Below are 17,781 nucleotides of genomic sequence, written 5' to 3'. Positions count from 1 at the left end.
CAGCGGCATGCCTCAGGAGGCCTTCCGGCGCGCCAGCTTGGCGAGCCAGGGCTCCAGCAGGCTGGCGCGACCCTTGCGGATCTCGGCCCGGCCGAGCAGGGCGGCCGCGAGGCCGCCGAAGATCTCGGCGGATTTCGCGCCGGGCTGCAGCTCGGCGATCATCTGGCCGTTATTCGCCGCCGCCCCGAACAGGGCGGGCTCGAACGGGATGCTGGCGAAGAGCGGCGCCTCGAGGGCCTTGGCGAATTCCGCCGCGCCGATCTCCGGACGCTTGGGCATGCCGACGCCGTTGAGGACGATGCGGGGGCGCTGGTCGTTCGGCCGGCTCGCCTGGAGCGCCGAGAACAGGTTCTTGGCATTGCGCAGCGACGCGAGGTCGGGCCCCGCCACGATCACGATCTCGTCGGCGGCCACGAGGACGCGCTTCGTCCAGGCCGACCATTGGTGCGGCATGTCGAGGACGATGCAGGGGACCGCGGCGCGCAGGTGGTCGATCAGGCCGTCGAAGGCGGATTCGGAGAGGTCGATGGTGCGGTCGAGGCTCGCCGGCGCCGAGAGGAGGGACAGGTTCTCGCTGCATTTCGAGAGCAGGCGCTCGACGAGGGCCGCGTCGAGGCGCTCGGGGGCGAAGACCGCCTCGGCGATGCCCTGGGGCGGGTCCTGGTTGAAGTTCAGGCTCGCGGTGCCGTGGGCGATGTCGAGATCGGCGATCACCGTGGAGGTGCCCTGGCCGCGGGCGATCGACCAGGCGAGGTTGTGCGCCACCGTCGAGGCGCCGATGCCGCCCTTGGCGCCGAACACCGCGACGGTGCGCCCGACCGGCTTGACGCCGGGCGCGGTGAACAGGTCCGAGATCGCCACGATGAGGCCGAGCGAATCGACCGGCGCCATCAGGTAGTCGCTGACGCCGCGCTGGATGAACTGGCGATAGAGCGCCACGTCGTTGACGTGGCCGATCACGATCACCTTGGTGCCGGGGTCGCAGACCTCCGCGAGGGCATCGAGGCACTCGAGGGGCTTGGCCTTGGCGCCCTGCGTCTCGATGATGATCACGTTCGGCGTCGGGGCGTGGCGGTAGGCCTCCACCGCCGCGGGGGCACCGCCCATCTGCACCTTGATGTGGGTCTTCTGCATCCGCCGGTCCTGGCCGGCGACCTCGATCGTCCCGGCCGTGTCCGCGGTCTCGCAGAACGCCTGGATCGTGATCCGCGGCACCGGGGCGATGATGCGCTCTGGCGTCTCGGGGTGGTCCGACATGGCGGGCTTTCCGGCTCTAGGCCTGTGGAATCGGCGGTGGCGAGGGTTTCGAACGGCTCAGCCGCCGACCTGGCTCTTGACGTTCGTCTGTCCATCCTGCCGCCATGAGGTTGACGGATCCTTGCCTTCCCGCAGCTTGCCGATGTCCTGGGTGCGCCGCACCGTGTCGATGCGCCCCTCGGGGCGGCCGCGGAGGAGGTCGACCGGGTCGGCGACCTGGGCGGCGACGTTCGCCTGCGTCGAGCAGCCGAGGTTCCAGGCGGGCTCGTTGCTGAGGGTGTAGGCCGGGTCGCTGACGCCGAGGTCGCGCGGCCAGAGCCCGCACTGGCTCGTCACCTTCGCCTCCATCCGCTGGAAGCTGAGCCGGATCGGCGCGGCGAGCGCGGGATTGGCCACCGCGTAGCCGGTCAGGATCATGTCGCGGGCCGAGACGCCGCTGTCCGCGCCCATGCGGCGGATCGCGACGGCGGTGCGCTCGACGGCGGCGCCCACCGCCGGCGAGACCCCGCGCGGCAGGTCGACCACGAGGACGCCCCGGCCGTAGCGGCGGAACTCGAGCAGGAAGGCGTCGAGGTCGGCGGCCTGGCGCGGGTCGAGATGGCCGCGGCCGGTCGCGAACACGTCGAGGCTGCGGGTGCCGTCCTGCAGCACGATCGGGTGGCGCGCCCGGTAATCGACCGGCGCGATCGAGCCGGTGGTGGCGACCCGGCTGGTGTTGCAGGCCCCCAGCAGGGCGGCCAGCACCGACACGGCGGCGAGCGCCAGCGGCGCACGGGGGGAGGCGGACAGGGTCATCGTTCGGGGCGTCCTGTGGCGGATCTTGCTGGGCAGCGGCCGTTGGGGAGCAGCGGGGCGCCGATGGGCTCTCGGGGGCCCTCCGGCGCCCGGCCCTAATCGGTGATGAAGCCGACCTTGCCGCGATAGGCGGAGCCGAGGGGGGCGGTGCCGGCAATGCCGTAGATGCGGTTGATGCGGCCGAGCAGGACGGCCTGCCCGTCCTGCGCGTCGACGAAGCCGTCGTCGGGCCGGGTGACCTGTCGCGCCTCCATCGCCTTGGCGATGTAGGGGGTGACCATGATCATCAGCTCCGTCTCCTGGCGCTGGTAGTCGCGCGAGCGGAACAGGGCACCGAGGATCGGCAGGTTGAGGAGACCGGGCAGGCCGCTGATGGCCGCCTTGCTCTTCTGCTGGATCAGCCCCGCCGTCATCATGGTGGCGCCGGAGGCGAGTTCTACCGTGGTCTCGGAGCGGCGCACGGTCAGGCCCGGGACGGAGGTGCTCTGGCCGCCGCCGCCGACGAAGTTGAAGGCGTTCTGCGGGTCGATCTCGCTGACCTCGGTGCCGACCCGGACCGAGATCCGGTTCTCGGCCAGGACGACCGGGGTGAAGTTGAGGCTGACGCCGTAGGACTTGAACGAGATGCCGACGACGCAGACGGGCTGGGCCGCGCCGGAGGCCTGCGAGCAGCTCTGGCTCGACGGAACCGGGATCTCGCCGCCGGCCGTGAACTTCGCCGATTCCCCCGAGATCGCCGTCAGGGTCGGCTCGGCGAGCACGCGCGACACGCCGGCCTGCTCGAAGGCCCGCAGGGTCGCGGTCAGGCTGGCGCCGCCGCTCCCGGTCACGGTTCCGGAGATCAGGTTGCCGCTCGGGAACTGGCCGCCGGAGAGGGAAAGGGGGGCGGTGTTGACGAGATTCAGGTTCGACCAGCTGCCGCTGAGATTGACTCCGAACTGCTTGAGCACCGTGCGGGCCACCTCCACGACGGTGACGCGCAGCATCACCTGGTCCTTGTCGCGGATCGTCAGGTTGTTGATCACGGTGCCGCGGGTCGTGCCGCCCGCGCCGGTCAGGCCCACGAAGGCGTTGGCGATGTCCACGGCCTGGGCCGCTTCCGAGGCGGAGTTCACGGTTCCCGAGAGGAGCACCGAATCGCCGTTCGAGCGGATGTCGAAGCGGCCGTTCGGGATGGTCTGCAGCAGGGTCTGGCGCAGGATGTTGAGGTTGAGGTCGCGGGCGACCGTGACGTCGAGGGCGGCGATCTGGTTGCCCGACGCGTCGAGGATGAAGATCGACGTGGTGCCGTTCTCCATGCCGATGACGAAGACCTTGCGGGTGGAGCGCACCACCGCGTTGGCCACCTTCGGGTTGGCGACGAAGACCTCCTTGGCGTCCGTCGGCAGGTCGACGATGACCGAACGGCCGGCCGTCAGCTCGAGCTTGCGCGAGGCGGAAGCCTCGGCCGGGCCGACGGTGAGCACGGGCGCGGCCGCGAGCGCCGGGTCGCCGCCGCGCCGCGCCGGGGCGGCGAGCGCGCTCGGCGCGGCGGCCAGGAAGGCGCCGGAGACGGCGGCCGTCAGGGCGAGAGCCGCCGCGGCATGACGCTGGATCTGAATCATCGCGGGAGCCTTTTGGGGGCCGGCTGGGTGGGGGCGCATCACCGCGTCTGCTGCTTGGAGACGCCGAAGCGCACGATGGTGAGGCCGGCATCGGCCGGTCGCGCGGTCTCCTCCGCCTGGGGTTCCTTGCCGGAATCCGCGAGGCTGCGCAGGGCGAGGGAGAGGGCGCCGACCTTCTGGGCCAGGGTGATCGTCTCGGCCTGGGCGGAGCTGAGGGCGAGCGTCGCCGTCTCGCCCGTGACGACGTTGGCGCCGTTCTTCTCCTGGATGAGCTGGCCGACGGCCAGCACCCGCACGTCGCGCAGGATGGTCTGCGAGACCTGGACGTCGGTGCCCGAGGTGCGGGACGCGTCCTCGTCGCGGTAGGTCCGGATCACGTCCACGTGGTCGTTGGGGAGGATGAAGCCGCCCGCCGAGTTGGTTCCGCGGCTGTCGGTGACGATGGCGACGGCGCGCTGCCCCGACGGCAGGATCGAGGACATGAAGCCGGAGCCGGCCCGGGCGAGCTTCTGCACCCGGATCGGCTCGCCGGGGAGGAACGCGGCGCGGATCACGGATCCGGTCGTCTCCTCGATCCCCTTCGGTGCGGTAGTTCGGGTGATGTAGCCGGCGCTGACCGCGTCCGCGGGCCATTTCTGCCAGCGCAGGTCCGCGGCCTGCAGCGTCTGCCCCATGGGCAGTTCGGCGGCGGCGACCAGCACCTCGGTGACCGGCACGGGCGGCGGAGGCGGCTCCGCCTTGACGACGGGCGCGGGCGGCGGGTCATCCCCGCTCATCAGGAACGCGGCCCCGCCGCCCGCGACGAGGGCGATGGCGAGGACGGCAAGACGCGCTGGTTTCATCGTCGGGCCGGGAAAGGCGACGGCACGAGCGCCGTCTGTCCGGTCAGACTTGCGGGAAATTCGTCAAATTACGGTTAAGAAGAGATGACCGCCGCGCCGCACGCGATCGGCCAGCAACGATACAACCTCTACGTGCCTCAGGCAGTGAGCGCCCGCGCCCACAGGAGGGTGTCGGGCAGCACGATCAGGGCGCCGGCGGCGAGCGCGATCCCGTAGGGAACGCCGGTCTTCCGGTCGTGGAGGTGCAGCGCGAAGGGCAGGCGCGCCATCGCGAAGGGCAGGGGATGGGAGCGCGCGGCGAGGAGCGCCAGGGTCAGGCCGCCGCCGAGCATCGCCGACACGACCGCGTAGTCGAGGAGATGGTCGAAGCCGAGCCAGAGGGCGGTGGCGGCCGCGAGCTTGGCGTCCCCGCCGCCGATGATGCCGCAGGCGAACAGCGCGAAGGTGATCGCGAGGACGAGGGCGCCGGCGCCGAGATGCAGGCCGATCTCGACGGGGCTGAGGATGCCGGTGGCGGCGAGCGCGGCGAAACCCGCCGTCAGCGCGAGGGTGATCCGGTTGGGGATCAGCATCGTCAGCAGGTCGTTGGCCGCCGCGTAGGCCATCAGGAAGGGGAAGACGATCAGGAGACCGAGGGGAGCCATGACGTCCTGCCAGATGTCGTGATCGGAAAGGAGCCGCCCCGTGAGCGGTTCCCGGGGCGCATCTCCCCGGCGATCGGTTCCGCCTGCGGCGCATTGCCGGCCCGCATCAAGCGCGCGCCTCGGTCAGGTCCGCGCTCGCGGGCTCGCGGCCGCGCCCGGGACGAGGGCGGTCATCGAGACGGTCATGTGCGAGGCGCAGGATCCTGTCGCATCCAGCGCCTCGCACAGGGATCACGATCTGATTACTGCAGTCCGGTCGAGATCGCGGCGAACTTCGTGTTCAGTCGGGACCCGAGGGTCGTCAGGGTGGTGATGACCACCACGGCGATCAGGGCGGCGATCAGGCCGTACTCGATGGCAGTGGCGCCGGACTCGTCGGAGGCGAAACGCTTGAACACGCTCTTCATGGTGGTGATCCTTGATCTGACGACTTGAGCAGTGGCCGTCGAAGATCTGTTGGTTCGATCGGCGACCCACCGGACATTGACCCGATCCGCCTTGCCATTGCGTTAAATCCATTCCGGAAATCCCATCCCCCGCCTCGGGATCGAATCGTGGTGAAGGAAGGGTAAGAGCGGATACGAAGCACGGCGAAGGCGGGCGGATCTGCTTTAGCCCGATCGATTTAGCGGTTCCTTCACCAATCCGGGGTCTATTGACCGGACAGGCGTGGCGCGAAGCGGCGCGCCCCCGTCCCGGAGCGCGGACCCGCTGAGGCGGCGTCCGCGGGGGCGCCCTCAAGCGTCCGAGTCACCGCCCGATGCGCCGCACGCCCCGTCTCTCGCTCACCGCGGCCGTCCTCGCCGCCAGCCTCGGCCTTGCCGGCACAAGCGGAGCCCAGGCCCAGCCCGAAACCGCCATCGTGACGGTGCTGGTCGACAACGCCAAGGTGATGCGGCTGCCCGAGCGCACCCAGACGGTGATCGTCGGCAACCCGATGATCGCCGACGTCACCCTGCAGAAGAACGGCGTCCTCGTCCTCACGGGCAAGAGCTTCGGCTCCACGAACCTCATCGCCCTCGACGGCGGCGGCACGATGCTGGCCGAATCGATGATCCGGGTCGAGGCGCCCCAGGCCGCGGTGATCACGGTCCAGCGCGGCCTCGACCGGGAATCTTATTCCTGCACGCCGAACTGCCAGCCCTCGGCCCAGCTCGGCGACGCCTCGAAGTATTTCGGCGAGGTCAGCAACCAGGCCGATTCGCGCCGCAAGCTCGCCATCGGCGGCTCCGCCGGTCCCGAGCGCTGAGCGCGGGACCCCGGAGGGCCGGGTTGCCGGCCGCCTAGATGGTCTGGTTGTAGGCGCCGACTTCCGGGTTCTCGCGCAGCACGCCGTCCACCGCCTTGAACATCGCGTGCAGGCGCTCCTCCGAGACCGGGCTCTCGATCACCACGACGAGCTCGGGCTTGTTCGACGAGGCCCTGACCAGCCCCCAGGTGCCGTCCGCGGTCGAGATGCGGACGCCGTTGACCGTGACGAGGTCGGTGATCGGGGCCCCCGCCACCGGCTCGCCCGCCTCCCGCATGGCCCGGAAGCGCTCCGTGACCGTCTCCACCACGCCGTACTTCACCTCGTCGGCGCAATGGGGCGACATGGTCGGGGAGCCCCAGGTCTTGGGGAGCGCCCGGTAGAGGTCGGCCATCGAGCGGTCCGGGTTGCGGTCCAGCATCTCGATCACCGCGATCGCGGTGAGCAGCCCGTCGTCGTAGCCGCGCCCGATCGGCTCGTTGAAGAAGAAGTGCCCGGACTTCTCGAAGCCCGCCAGCGCCCCGAGCTCGTTGACGCGGCGCTTGATGTAGGAATGGCCGGTCTTCCAGTAATCGGTCTTGATCGCCTGCGCCTGCAGCTCCGGGTCGGTGTGGTAGAGGCCGGTCGACTTCACGTCGACCACGAAGGTCGATCCGGGATGCAGCTTGCCGAGGTCGCGCGCCAGCATGACCCCGATCTTGTCGGCGAAGATCTCCTCGCCCTCGTTGTCGACCACGCCGCAGCGGTCGCCGTCCCCGTCGAAGCCGAGCCCCACATCGGCGCCGGTCTCCTTCACCGCGGCGGCGATGGCATGGAGCATCTCCATGTCCTCGGGGTTCGGGTTGTAGCGCGGGAAGGTGTAGTCGGGCGACACGTCGAGGGGGATCACCTCGACCCCGAGGCTCTCGAGGAGCTTCGGCGCGAAGGCGCCGGCGGTGCCGTTGCCGCAGGCGGCCACGACCTTGAGCTTGCGGGTGACGGGCTTGGCGCGCGCCTTCAGGTCGGCGAGGTAGGTCTGGGCGAAGCCCTCGACGAACTCGTAATTGCCGCCGTCCCGGTACTGGTAGGTGCCGCCGAGCACGATCTCGCGCAGGCGGCCCATCTCCTCGGGGCCGAAGGTCATCGGGCGGTTCGCGCCCATCTTCACCCCGGTCCAGCCGTTGTCGTTGTGCGAGGCCGTGACCATGGCGACGCAGGGACAATCGAGGGCGAACTGGCCGAAATAGGCCATCGGCGAGAGCGCCAGCCCGACATCCTTCACGCGCAGGCCGCCCGCCATCATGCCGGCGATCAGCGCAAGCTTGATCGAGGAGGAATAGGCGCGGAAATCGTGACCCGTGACGAGGTCGGGCCGCACCCCGATCTCGTGCACCAGGGTGGCGATGCCGAGGCCCAGCGCCTGCACCCCCATCAGGTTGATCTCCTGCGGGAACAGCCAGCGGGCGTCGTACTCGCGGAAGCCCGTAGGCTTGACCAGCGGCAGCTCCTCGAACGCGAAGGTGTTCGGCGTCAGCGAAGCGTGCGGCTTGGGAAACATCGCGGGTCCTTCGGTTTGCGAGCGGCGGGCAGGACGCCGATCGCCCCGGCCCATCGCGGGCTTAGCCGATGGGCCGCCGGAGGAAAAGTTCGGCGCCCGATCGCGCCGGGACCCGGTCCGGGACCGGACGTCCCGGAGGGTCCTGCGAGGCGAGGACCGCCCCGTCTCGAGGGGCAGCCGGGCGGACCGGCCCGCCGCCGCCCTCTCGGGGCGGCAATTCAGGCGGCGCGGATCTCGGCCAGGAAGCCGTCGACCTGCTCCTTCACCGAGAGCGACTGCACCGAGAGCTCGCGCGCCGCGCGCAGCACCTGGCTCGCGGCGGCGCCGGTCTCGCCGGCGGAGGCCGAGACCTGCGCGATGTTGTGCGAGACGTCCTGGGTCCCGCGGGCGGCCTCGGAGACGTTGCGGGCGATCTCGTTGGTGGTCGCGGTCTGCTCGACCACCGTGGCGGCGATCACGCCCGAGATCTCGTTCACCGACACGATGGTCCGGCCGATCTGGAGGATCGCCGCGGCGGCGCTCTCGGAAGCCGATTGCATCGCTCCGATCTTCGCCGCGATCTCGCCCGTCGCGCGGCTGGTCTGGTTCGCCAGTTCCTTCACCTCGGTGGCGACGACCGCGAAGCCGCGGCCGGCCTCACCGGCCCGCGCCGCCTCGATGGTGGCGTTGAGCGCCAGCAGGTTCGTCTGGGCCGCGATGGCGGAGATCATCGTCACGGCGGTGCCGATCTCCCCGGCCGCCTGGTTCAGCCGCTCCATCGAGCAGCTGGTGGCCTCCGCCTCGCGGAGCGCCGCGCCCGCGACCTCGTTCGACCGCGACACGTTGCGCTCGATCTCGCAGAGGGAGGCGACCATCTCCTCCGTGGCTGAGGCCACGGTCTGCACGTTCGACGAGGTCTGCTCCGCCGCGGCGCTCGAGGCGAGGGCCCGCCGGTTGGTGTCCTGGGCGACGCCCGTCATGTCGTGGGCGGTGGTGTCGAGCTCGTTGGCGGCGTCCGTGACGATCCGGAGGGACTCGGTGACCGTCCCCTCGAAGCCGCAGATCAGCGCGTCGACCCGAGCGACGCGGCGCTCGCGGGCCGATTGGTCGGCGAGCTGGCGGGCCTCCATCTCGGCCCGGGCCAGGGCGTTCTGGCGGAAGACGTCCACCGCCAGCGCCATCGCGCCGATCTCGTCGACGGCGTCGCGCGAGGGGATCTCCACCGCGAGATCGCCCTCGGCGAGCCGGGTCATGGCCGCGGTCATGCCCCGGATCGGCCGGATGATGCTGCGGGCGATGAGCGCCGCCGCCAGGACGCCGAGGCCGAGGACGAGGGTGCTGAGGCCGATGAGGGCGAGGCGGGACGAGGCGACGCTGCCATCCGTCTCGGCCTGGATCTCCGCGACCGAGCGCTCGATCGAGACCTGCGCCTGGGTGCCGGCCTCGGCGATCGCCCGGAGCTTCGGCACGAAGCTCGACTGGAACAGGTCGAGGCTCGACGTCATGGCGTTCGCGGTCACCAGGAAGCTGTCTCGGTAGGCTGCGAGCGATTCGCGGACGAGGCCGAGGGACTTGGCGAAGCGGCCCTTGCCGTCGCCCTGCGCGAAGGCCGCGAGGACTGCCTCGGCCTTGGTCACCTGGGCCGCGAAGGTCGCCGGCCCCTTCGGATCGTGGGTGGCGAGGAAGCGCCAGTTGGCGACCCGCACGAGGAGGACGGCGCTCTCCACCGCGCCGGCCCGCTGGGTCAGGTCGTCCGCGCGGGCCCCGTCATGGTCCGACGCGGCGCCCTGCACCTCCGCCACCAGGGTGTTCGTCGCCTTGGTGAGCGCGTCGCCGCCGGTGAAGAGCTTGGCGCGGGTCTCGCGGATGCTCTCGCCGAGCGTCCCGAAGCGGCCGAGCTCCGCCTTGATCGCGTCGGCGGTCCGGCCGATCGTCGTGTAGAGGGCCCGGCGCTCCTCCGATCTGGTGACGGTACTCAGCATGGCGCTGATCGACACGATCTGGCCGATCTCCTCGGTCATCGCGGGCAGCAGCTCCGGCTTCTGCGCCGTCCGGTACTCCTCGGCATGGCTCGAGAGACGCTCGGCAAAGCGATTGATCGTCACGAGGTCGCGGGCATTCGATTCGATTCGGATGCGCTCCCCGTACTGACCGACGAGGCCGCCGACCTGGCCGTAGCTCAGCACCCCGAGCGTCCCGGCCAGCACGACGAGCGCCGCGAAGCCGCCGTATAACCGCGTCTGAATTCCCGTCCTCATCATGACCCAGGCTCCCGCAGGTGCAAGGACGCGGGGGCCTCCCCACAGATCCCACCGCAACACAACCGCTATGATCCCGATTGTCTTAGAAATAAGTTAATGTAGACTGAAATCCTCAAATGTGCGCAAGTATTCGCGGCAGTATATTCTATTTTTAGTTGTATTTTTCCTCGAAACAACTTGAACTCGCAGTCCCGCCGCGCTCCGGGCGCCGTTTGCATCCGCGCGTCCGAACGGGTATGGAGCCTCCGCGCCCGCCAGACACCCTTGGAGGCACGGGCGCGTGGGGATCGGTTCGAGGCCGTCCGTTTCGGGCGGCCTTCGGCGTTTCCCGCATCACTCAGACTGAATAAGGATCACGCCATGAGCGCCGTAAAGCCGCTTGAGGCCGTGGCACGCGACCGGGTCGGCAAGGGGGCCGCCCGGGCCGTTCGTCGCCAGGGCCAGATTCCCGCCGTCATCTACGGCGGCGGCCAGGCCCCGCAGGCCATCGCCATCGACCTCATCCGCACCCGCACCCTGATCTACGCCGGCGGTTTCAAGACCACCGTGTTCGAGGTCGATGCCGGCGGCCGCAAGACCCGCGTCATCCCGCGCGACTTCCAGCTCGACCCGGTGAACGGCACGCCCCTGCATGTCGACTTCCTGCGCGTCGTGGCCGGGCAGACGGTCACCGTCGAGGTTCCGGTGCACTTCCTGCACGAGGAGGCGGCGCCCGGCATCAAGCAGAAGGGCGGCACGCTCAACATCGTGCTCCACACGCTCGCCCTCGACGTCGCCCCCGACCAGATCCCCGATGCGATCGAGATCGATCTCACGGGCCGCGAGATCGGCGACGCGATCCACGTCTCCGAGGTCAAGCTGCCCGCCGGCGTGACCTATACGGGCGAGGCGACCGACACGGTGGCCAACATCGTGCCGCCGACGGTGCTCGGTGCCGAGGTCGAGGCCGAGGAGGCCGCGATCGCCGCCGCGCAATCGGCCGAAGCCGCCGAGGAGAAGGCCGAGGACGTGGCCGAAGAGGCCGGCGAGACCAAGACCGAGGAGTGAGGGCAGGGCGTTTGCCCGCTCCCGCGTTCCCGTACGGATGCCCCGGCCGCAAGGCCGGGGCATCCGCGTTTCAGCAGCCAGCGGGGCGATGCCCGGGCCGCGCGCCCGGCGCAGCCGCCGCCTAGAGCAACCAAGCGATGCGCCTGTTCGTCGGCCTTGGAAATCCCGGTTCGCGCTACGCGCGGAACCGACACAATATCGGCTTCCTCGCCATCGACGAGATCGCCCGCGTGCATCGGGCGGGCCCCTTCCGGCGCCGGTTCCAGGGCGAGGCCGCCGAGGTTCTGATCGGCTCCGAGCGCGCGATCCTGCTCAAGCCCCAGACCTTCATGAACGAGTCCGGCCGCTCGGTCGCGGAGGCGCAGCGCTTCTACAAGATCCCGCTCCCCGACGTGATCGTGCTCCACGACGAGCTCGACCTCGCGCCCGCCAAGCTCCGGGTGAAGCTCGGGGGCGGCAATGCCGGCCATAACGGCCTGCGCTCGATCACGGCCCAATGCGGCAACGATTACCGGCGCGTGCGCCTCGGCATCGGGCATCCGGGCGACAAGGCCCTGGTCCACGCCTACGTGCTCAACGATTTCGGCAAGCAGGAGGAGCCCTGGGTCGAGGATCTCTGCCGGGCTCTGGCCGACCACGCCGAACTCCTGGCGAAGGCCGAGGATGCCGGGTTCCAGAACAAGGTCCACCTCGCCATGGCGGGCCGGGGCTGGGACGAGGTGAAGAGCCTCGGGGCGCGGAATTGACACCGAATCGCCGGACCCCGATATCGGCGCGGGTCGGGGAGATCCGTGTCGACGTCCCGGACGGCGCCCCCGATCGGCGCGCCGTCCTGTCCGTGCCCCCGCCGCCCCGAGACGGTCCGTCGGCGCGTCGGCCGGCCGATTCCCACCGAGGAGACCGCCCCGGGGACCCGCCGGTCCGGAGCCTCGCCCTCATCCACCCCTTCCGGGCCTCCCCGGACGACCTGCTTCAGCGGAACTGATCCCATGGGCTTCAAATGCGGCATCGTCGGCCTGCCGAATGTCGGCAAGTCGACCCTCTTCAACGCGCTGACGCAGACGGCGGCGGCGCAGGCGGCGAACTACCCGTTCTGCACCATCGAGCCGAATGTCGGCGAGGTGGCGGTGCCGGACCCGCGCCTCGACGACCTCGCGCGCATCGCGGCATCGAAGGAGATCATCCCGACGCGGCTCACCTTCGTGGACATCGCCGGCCTGGTGCGCGGCGCCTCGAAGGGCGAGGGGCTCGGCAACCAGTTCCTGGCCAATATCCGCGAGGTCGACGCGATCGCGCACGTGGTGCGCTGCTTCGAGGACGGCGACGTCACCCATGTCGAGGGCAAGGTCGACCCCATCGCCGATATCGAGACGATCGAGACCGAGCTGATGCTCGCCGACCTCGACAGCCTCGAGAAGCGCGTGGTGGCGCTGGAGAAGAAGGCCAGGGGCGCCGACAAGGAGGCGCGCGAGGTCCTCGACCTCGTCAACCGGGCGCTGCCGCTGCTGCGCGAGGGCAAGCCCGCCCGCCTCGTCGCTCGCAAGCCCGAGGAGGAGCGCCTGTTCCAGCAGCTCGGCCTGATGACGGCCAAGCCCGTGCTCTACGTCTGCAACGTCGACGAGGGCGATGCCGACAAGGGCAACGCCCATTCGGACGCCGTGATGGGCCGCGCCAAGGAGGAGGGCGCCGTCGCGGTGGTGGTCTCGGCCAAGATCGAGAGCGAGATCGCGGTGATGCCGCAGGGCGACCAGGCCGAGTTCCTGGAGGCGGTCGGCCTCGCGGAGCCCGGCCTCAACCGGGTGATCCGGGCGGGCTACGAGCTGCTCGGCCTGATCACCTACTTCACGGTCGGCCCCAAGGAGGCGCGCGCCTGGACGATCACCAAGGGCACCCGCGCCCCCGCCGCCGCCGGGGTGATCCACACGGATTTCGAGAAGGGCTTCATCCGGGCCGAGACCATCGCCTTCGCGGACTATACGAGCCTCAAGGGCGAGGCCGGCGCGCGGGATGCCGGCAAGCTGCGGCTCGAGGGCAAGGAGTACCTCGTGCAGGACGGCGACGTGCTGCATTTCCGCTTCGCGAATTGAGGGCGCGATGACGATCGTCTGCTTCGAGGACTTCGCCAGGGGCCAGGTGATCGAGAGCCCGCGGCTCACGCTCACCCGCGAGGCCATCGTGACCTTCGCGCGGGAGTTCGACGCGCAGCCCTTCCACACCGACGAGGTCGCCGCGAAGGAGACCTTCGTGGGCACCCTCATCGCCTCGGGCTGGCACACGGCCGCCCTCGGGATGCGGCTTCTGCAGCGGAGCGTGTTCCGCGGCGGCTCCTCGATGGGCTCGCCCGGGATCACGGAACTGCGCTGGCTCAAGCCCGTCCTCCCCGGCGACGCGATCCGCCTCGTCGTCACGGTCGAGGATTGCCGCGGCTCCACCTCGAAGCCCGACCGCGGCTTCGTGCGCTTCGCCCTCGCCGTCCTGAACCAGCGCGACGAGACCGCGATGAGTCAGACCTTCACGGTGATGCTGCCGCGGCGCGGGGCCGCGCCGCTGCCGCCGCGGGCGGTGGACCTCGCCGAGGGCGCCCCCGTCGCCGAGCCGACGGATGCCGAGATCCTGCCGTTCCTCGAGCAGGCCGAGATCGGTGCCACGCGGGACCTTGGGCCGCACCTGTTCACCGCGGAGGCGATCACGGCCTTCGCCCGCGCCTATGACCCGCAGGAATTCCACCTCGATCCGGAGGCGGCGCGCCGCAGTCATTTCGGCGGCCTCTGCGCCTCGGGCTGGCACACGGCCGCGATCTGGATGACTCGCGTGATCACGACGCGCGCGCGGGACGCCGCCCTCACGGCGCGCTCCGGCCCGGTGCCGATGCTCGGCTCCTCGCCGGGCTTCCGCGACATGCGCTGGCTCGCGCCGGTCTATGCCGGCGACACCATCCGGTACGCCAGCACGCTGACCGACAAGCGCGCCTCCGGCTCCCGGCCCGGCTGGGGCCTCGCCACGAGCCGCAACACCGGCACCAACCAGCGCGGCGAGCCCGTCTTCGCCTTCACGGGCTCGGTGTTCTGGCAATGGGCCCCCTGAGGGGCAGTCCCTCGAGGAGCGCGCGCGCCTGGCGGAACTGGCGGGGCCCGATCGCTCACGCGGCCCTGCGGCGCTCCGGGTAGAGGGCGAGCAGGCCCTCGCGGCTCGGGGCGGCGACGCCGCGCTCGGTGATGATGCCGGTCACGAGGCGCGAGGGCGTCACGTCGAAGGCGGGGTTCGCCACGGGGCTGCCGGGGGACACCACCTCGATCGTGGCGACGCCGCCATCGGGCAGGCGGCCGGTGAGGTGGCTGACCTCGCGCCCGTCCCGCTCCTCGATCGGGATCTCGGCGACCCCGTCGTCGAGGGTCCAGTCGATCGTCGAGAACGGCAGGGCGGCGTAGAAGGGCACGCCGTTGTCGTGGGCGGCGAGCGCCTTCAGGTAGGTGCCGATCTTGTTGCAGACGTCGCCCGACGCCGTGGTCCGGTCCGAGCCGACGATGCAGACATCGACGCGGCCGTGCTGCATCAGGTGGCCGCCCGCATTGTCCGCGATGACCGTGTGGGGCACGCCGTGGGCGTTGAGCTCGAAGGCGGTGAGCGCCGCGCCCTGGTTGCGGGGCCGGGTCTCGTCCACGAAGACGTGGACCGGCACGCCGGCATTGTGGGCCACGTAGATCGGCGCAAGCGCCGTGCCCCAATCGACGGTGGCGAGCCAGCCGGCATTGCAATGGGTGAGCACGTGGATCGGGCGGCCCTTGTCGCGGGCCAGGTCGGCCAGGATGCGCCCGCCATGCTCGCCGATGGCGCGGCAGCTCGCGACGTCCTCCTCGGCGATGCGGCCGGCCTCCGCGAAGGCCTGGGCGAAGCGCTCGCGGTTCTGCACCTGCCGCAGGTTCGCCGCCACCCGGTCGAGGGCCCAGCGCAGGTTGATCGCGGTGGGCCGCGTGGCCGCGAGGGTCTCGACCGCGCGATCGAGGCCGGCATTGCTGGCGTCCTCCCGCATCGCGAGGGCGAGGCCGTAGGCGGCGGTGACGCCGATCAGCGGCGCGCCGCGCACGATCATGGTGCGGATCGCCTCGGCGGCCTCCGCCAGGGTGGCGAGGCGGCGCAGCTCGAAGGCGAAGGGGAGGCGGGTCTGGTCGATCACCGCGACGCTGATGCCGTCGGCGGCGGGCCAGATGGTGCGATAGGGGGTTGCGTCGATCTTCATGGCCCGAGGATTTCGCATATCCCGGATGGATTTGCACCACCCGGAGGCCTGGTCCGGACGCCCGGTCGCGTTAAGTCCTTGACCCCGCACGCGGTGAGGGTTCTTCAACCTTAAATGGCCGTTAACGGAATAGCCGTAGCCTGGGGCTCGCTGTCCCCTTTCGCGTCCGGTCCCGCATGCGCTCGCTTCGCCGCTCCGCATCGCCCTACGACACCTTCGTCGACACGCTGCGGCCGTTCCTGGCGCGGCGCCTGACGGAGCTCGGCGGGCTCCTGCTGTTCGCGGGCGCCGTCGCCCTGACGGTGGCCCTGGCCACCTGGTCGATCGATGACCCGAGCCTGAACCACGCCACCGACCACGGCGCCCACAACGTCCTCGGTGCGCCGGGCGCGGTGGTGTCCGACCTTGCCATGCAGCTCCTCGGCCTCGGCTCCCTCGCCTTCGCGCTGCCGCCGGCCCTCTGGGGCATCCGCCTGATGCGTGCCCGCGACCTGCCGCGCGGCGGCATGCGGATCGCCCTCTGGATCATCGGCTTCTGCGCCGCGAGCGCGGTGGCGAGCGCCCTACCGCCGACCGCCCGCTGGCCCCTGCCGACGGGCCTCGGGGGCGTCGCGGGCGATGCGCTGATGTCGGCCGCGCGCACCATCGTGGGCGCCATCTCGGGCCCGGCGGCGGCGCTCGTCGGCTTCGTCTTCGCCGGGATCGCGATCCTCAGCCTGACCGGCGCCTGCCGGGTCGGCGTCGGCCTCGACGACGGCGAGGAGGACGACGCGCCCTACATGTCGCCCCGCGAGCCGGCGCGCCGCGCTCTGCCGGGCCGGGTCGATGCCCGCTACGACGGGCGCCACGATGCGGACGAGCCGGGCCTCGGCGTCGTCTCCCTCGGCGCCGTGGCGCAGGCGGTGATGAACGGCCGCGCCGCGCTCGGCGCCCGGGTCGAGTCCTGGCGGGCGAACCGCGCGGAGGCCGCGGGCGGCCTCGCCTACGCGGGCGCCTCGCCGGCCATCGCGGCCCGGCGCGCCTTCGAGGCCGACGACGTGCCCTGGGCCACGCATCTTCCATCGACCCCGGACGCCCGCCGCGAGCCCGTCTTCGACGGCCCCGATGCCGGGGACGCGCCCCGGCCGCGCCGGCCCGCGCCCGCGCCGGTCCTGCACGACGACGAGGGCGACGATCGGGACGACGGTCCCGGCTTCGTCGCCGACGAGGCTCCCGTCGAGGCGCCGCGCTCGCGCGTCTCCGCGCCCGTGCCGCCGCCGATGCCGGTGCGCCGCGCCCCGCCGCCCCCGGTGCAGGATCCCGAGGATTACGAGCACCCCGCCCTCGACCTCCTCGCCGAGCCGCGCGGCCCCTCGACCGCGAGCCTCGTCTCGGCCGACGCCCTGGAGCAGAACGCCACGCTGCTCGAGGCGACCCTGAGCGATTTCGGCGTGCGCGGCGACATCCTGGCGGTGCGTCCCGGCCCCGTCGTCACCCTCTACGAGCTCGAGCCCGCCCCCGGCACCAAGTCGAGCCGCGTCATCTCCCTCGCCGACGACATCGCCCGCTCGATGTCCGCCGTCTCGGCCCGCGTCGCGGTCGTGCCCGGCCGCAACGCGATCGGCATCGAGCTGCCGAATGCCAGGCGCGAGACCGTGTATCTGCGCGAGCTGCTGGCATCCGTCGACTTCGTCGAGACGAAGCATCGCCTCGCGCTCTGCCTCGGCAAGAACATCGGCGGCGAGCCGATCATCGCGGACCTCGCCCGCATGCCGCACCTGCTGGTGGCCGGCACCACCGGCTCCGGCAAGTCGGTGGCCATCAACACCATGATCCTGAGCCTGCTCTACCGGATGCGCCCGGAGGAGTGCCGGCTGATCATGGTCGACCCGAAGATGCTGGAATTGTCCGTCTACGACGGCATCCCGCACCTGCTCTCCCCCGTCGTGACCGACCCCAAGAAGGCGGTGATCGCCCTCAAATGGGCGGTGCGAGAGATGGAGGAGCGCTACAAGAAGATGTCCAAGGTCGGCGTGCGCAACATCGACGGGTTCAATGCCCGCCTCGAGGAGGCGCGCGCGCGCGGCGAGATCCTGACCCGCACCGTGCAGACCGGCTTCGACCGCGAGACCGGCGAGGCGGTCTACGAGAACGAGGAGATGGACCTGTCGGCGCTGCCCTACATCGTGATCGTGGTCGACGAGATGGCCGACCTGATGATGGTGGCGGGCAAGGAGATCGAGGGGGCGATCCAGCGTCTGGCCCAGATGGCGCGGGCGGCAGGCATCCACCTGATCATGGCCACGCAGCGCCCGTCGGTGGACGTGATCACCGGCACGATCAAGGCCAA

Annotated in this window: 15 protein-coding genes; 6 read left to right on the top strand and 9 right to left on the bottom strand. The window is 71.0% G+C overall.

All coding sequences use genetic code 11. The features are described 5' to 3' along the window. Window positions 1–12: 12 nt before the first annotated feature. The 6 genes from F6X51_RS21730 to F6X51_RS21705 form a co-directional block, all read right to left on the bottom strand. A complete protein-coding gene (locus F6X51_RS21730) occupies window positions 13–1,257 on the bottom strand; it encodes an AAA family ATPase (RefSeq protein ID WP_150965774.1) in 1,245 nt (414 codons plus the stop codon). Window positions 1,258–1,314: 57 nt separating this feature from the next. Beyond that, the gene (locus F6X51_RS21725; protein WP_150965773.1) at window positions 1,315–2,052 is read right to left on the bottom strand and encodes a CpaD family pilus assembly protein; all 738 of its coding nucleotides are present in this window, start codon (window positions 2,050–2,052) and stop codon (window positions 1,315–1,317) included. A 95-nt stretch (window positions 2,053–2,147) separates the two neighbouring features. Beyond that, window positions 2,148–3,656, bottom strand: a complete 1,509-nt coding sequence (locus tag F6X51_RS21720; protein WP_150965772.1) for a type II and III secretion system protein family protein — start codon at window positions 3,654–3,656, stop codon at window positions 2,148–2,150. Window positions 3,657–3,694: 38 nt separating this feature from the next. Further along, entirely contained in the window at window positions 3,695–4,498 is an 804-nt protein-coding gene (gene cpaB / locus F6X51_RS21715; protein ID WP_150965771.1) for a Flp pilus assembly protein CpaB, read from the bottom strand. Between the two features lie 137 nt (window positions 4,499–4,635). Continuing rightward, a complete protein-coding gene (locus F6X51_RS21710) occupies window positions 4,636–5,142 on the bottom strand; it encodes an A24 family peptidase (protein WP_150965770.1) in 507 nt (168 codons plus the stop codon). A gap of 242 nt (window positions 5,143–5,384) precedes the next feature. Beyond that, entirely contained in the window at window positions 5,385–5,549 is a 165-nt protein-coding gene (locus F6X51_RS21705; RefSeq protein ID WP_150965769.1) for a Flp family type IVb pilin, read from the bottom strand. Window positions 5,550–5,902: 353 nt separating this feature from the next. On the opposite strand from F6X51_RS21705, the gene F6X51_RS21700 reads away from it, so the two are divergent. Beyond that, a complete protein-coding gene (locus F6X51_RS21700) occupies window positions 5,903–6,391 on the top strand; it encodes a pilus assembly protein N-terminal domain-containing protein (protein ID WP_150965768.1) in 489 nt (162 codons plus the stop codon). A 34-nt stretch (window positions 6,392–6,425) separates the two neighbouring features. Here F6X51_RS21700 and F6X51_RS21695 read toward each other — a convergent pair whose 3' ends face one another. Together F6X51_RS21695 and F6X51_RS21690 are read right to left on the bottom strand one after the other, a co-directional pair. Next, window positions 6,426–7,928 (bottom strand): phosphomannomutase/phosphoglucomutase, encoded by a 1,503-nt coding sequence (locus tag F6X51_RS21695; protein WP_150965767.1) that lies wholly within the window; start codon window positions 7,926–7,928, stop codon window positions 6,426–6,428. Window positions 7,929–8,146: 218 nt separating this feature from the next. After that, complete coding sequence (locus F6X51_RS21690; protein ID WP_322098533.1) at window positions 8,147–10,168, bottom strand: methyl-accepting chemotaxis protein; 2,022 nt, start codon at window positions 10,166–10,168, stop codon at window positions 8,147–8,149. Window positions 10,169–10,528: 360 nt separating this feature from the next. Between F6X51_RS21690 and F6X51_RS21685 the strand changes: the two genes are divergently transcribed. The 4 genes from F6X51_RS21685 (at window position 10,529) to F6X51_RS21670 (ending at window position 14,299) form a co-directional block, all read left to right on the top strand. Continuing rightward, on the top strand, window positions 10,529–11,215 hold the full coding sequence (locus F6X51_RS21685) for a 50S ribosomal protein L25/general stress protein Ctc (RefSeq protein WP_150965766.1): 687 nt from the start codon (window positions 10,529–10,531) through the stop codon (window positions 11,213–11,215). A 137-nt stretch (window positions 11,216–11,352) separates the two neighbouring features. After that, the gene (gene pth / locus F6X51_RS21680; protein WP_150965765.1) at window positions 11,353–11,961 is read left to right on the top strand and encodes an aminoacyl-tRNA hydrolase; all 609 of its coding nucleotides are present in this window, start codon (window positions 11,353–11,355) and stop codon (window positions 11,959–11,961) included. A 243-nt stretch (window positions 11,962–12,204) separates the two neighbouring features. Continuing rightward, window positions 12,205–13,302, top strand: coding sequence for a redox-regulated ATPase YchF (ychF, locus tag F6X51_RS21675; RefSeq protein WP_150965764.1), 1,098 nt, complete (start codon window positions 12,205–12,207; stop codon window positions 13,300–13,302). A 7-nt stretch (window positions 13,303–13,309) separates the two neighbouring features. Then, complete coding sequence (locus F6X51_RS21670) at window positions 13,310–14,299, top strand: MaoC family dehydratase (protein WP_150965763.1); 990 nt, start codon at window positions 13,310–13,312, stop codon at window positions 14,297–14,299. A 55-nt stretch (window positions 14,300–14,354) separates the two neighbouring features. On the opposite strand, the gene mtnA is transcribed toward F6X51_RS21670, so the two are convergent. Continuing rightward, window positions 14,355–15,452, bottom strand: coding sequence for an S-methyl-5-thioribose-1-phosphate isomerase (gene mtnA / locus F6X51_RS21665; protein WP_150965762.1), 1,098 nt, complete (start codon window positions 15,450–15,452; stop codon window positions 14,355–14,357). A gap of 176 nt (window positions 15,453–15,628) precedes the next feature. On the opposite strand from mtnA, the gene F6X51_RS21660 reads away from it, so the two are divergent. Next, window positions 15,629–17,781 (top strand): DNA translocase FtsK (locus F6X51_RS21660; RefSeq protein WP_150965761.1); only part of this gene is annotated, 2,153 nt, incomplete at its 3' end.

Origin of the sequence: Methylobacterium planeticum, assembly GCF_008806345.1 — a bacterium.
GTDB classification, from domain to species: Bacteria; Pseudomonadota; Alphaproteobacteria; order Rhizobiales; family Beijerinckiaceae; genus Methylobacterium; species Methylobacterium planeticum.
Note: the sequence above shows the minus strand (reverse complement) of the source record. Positions and strands in the feature narration are given on the sequence as shown.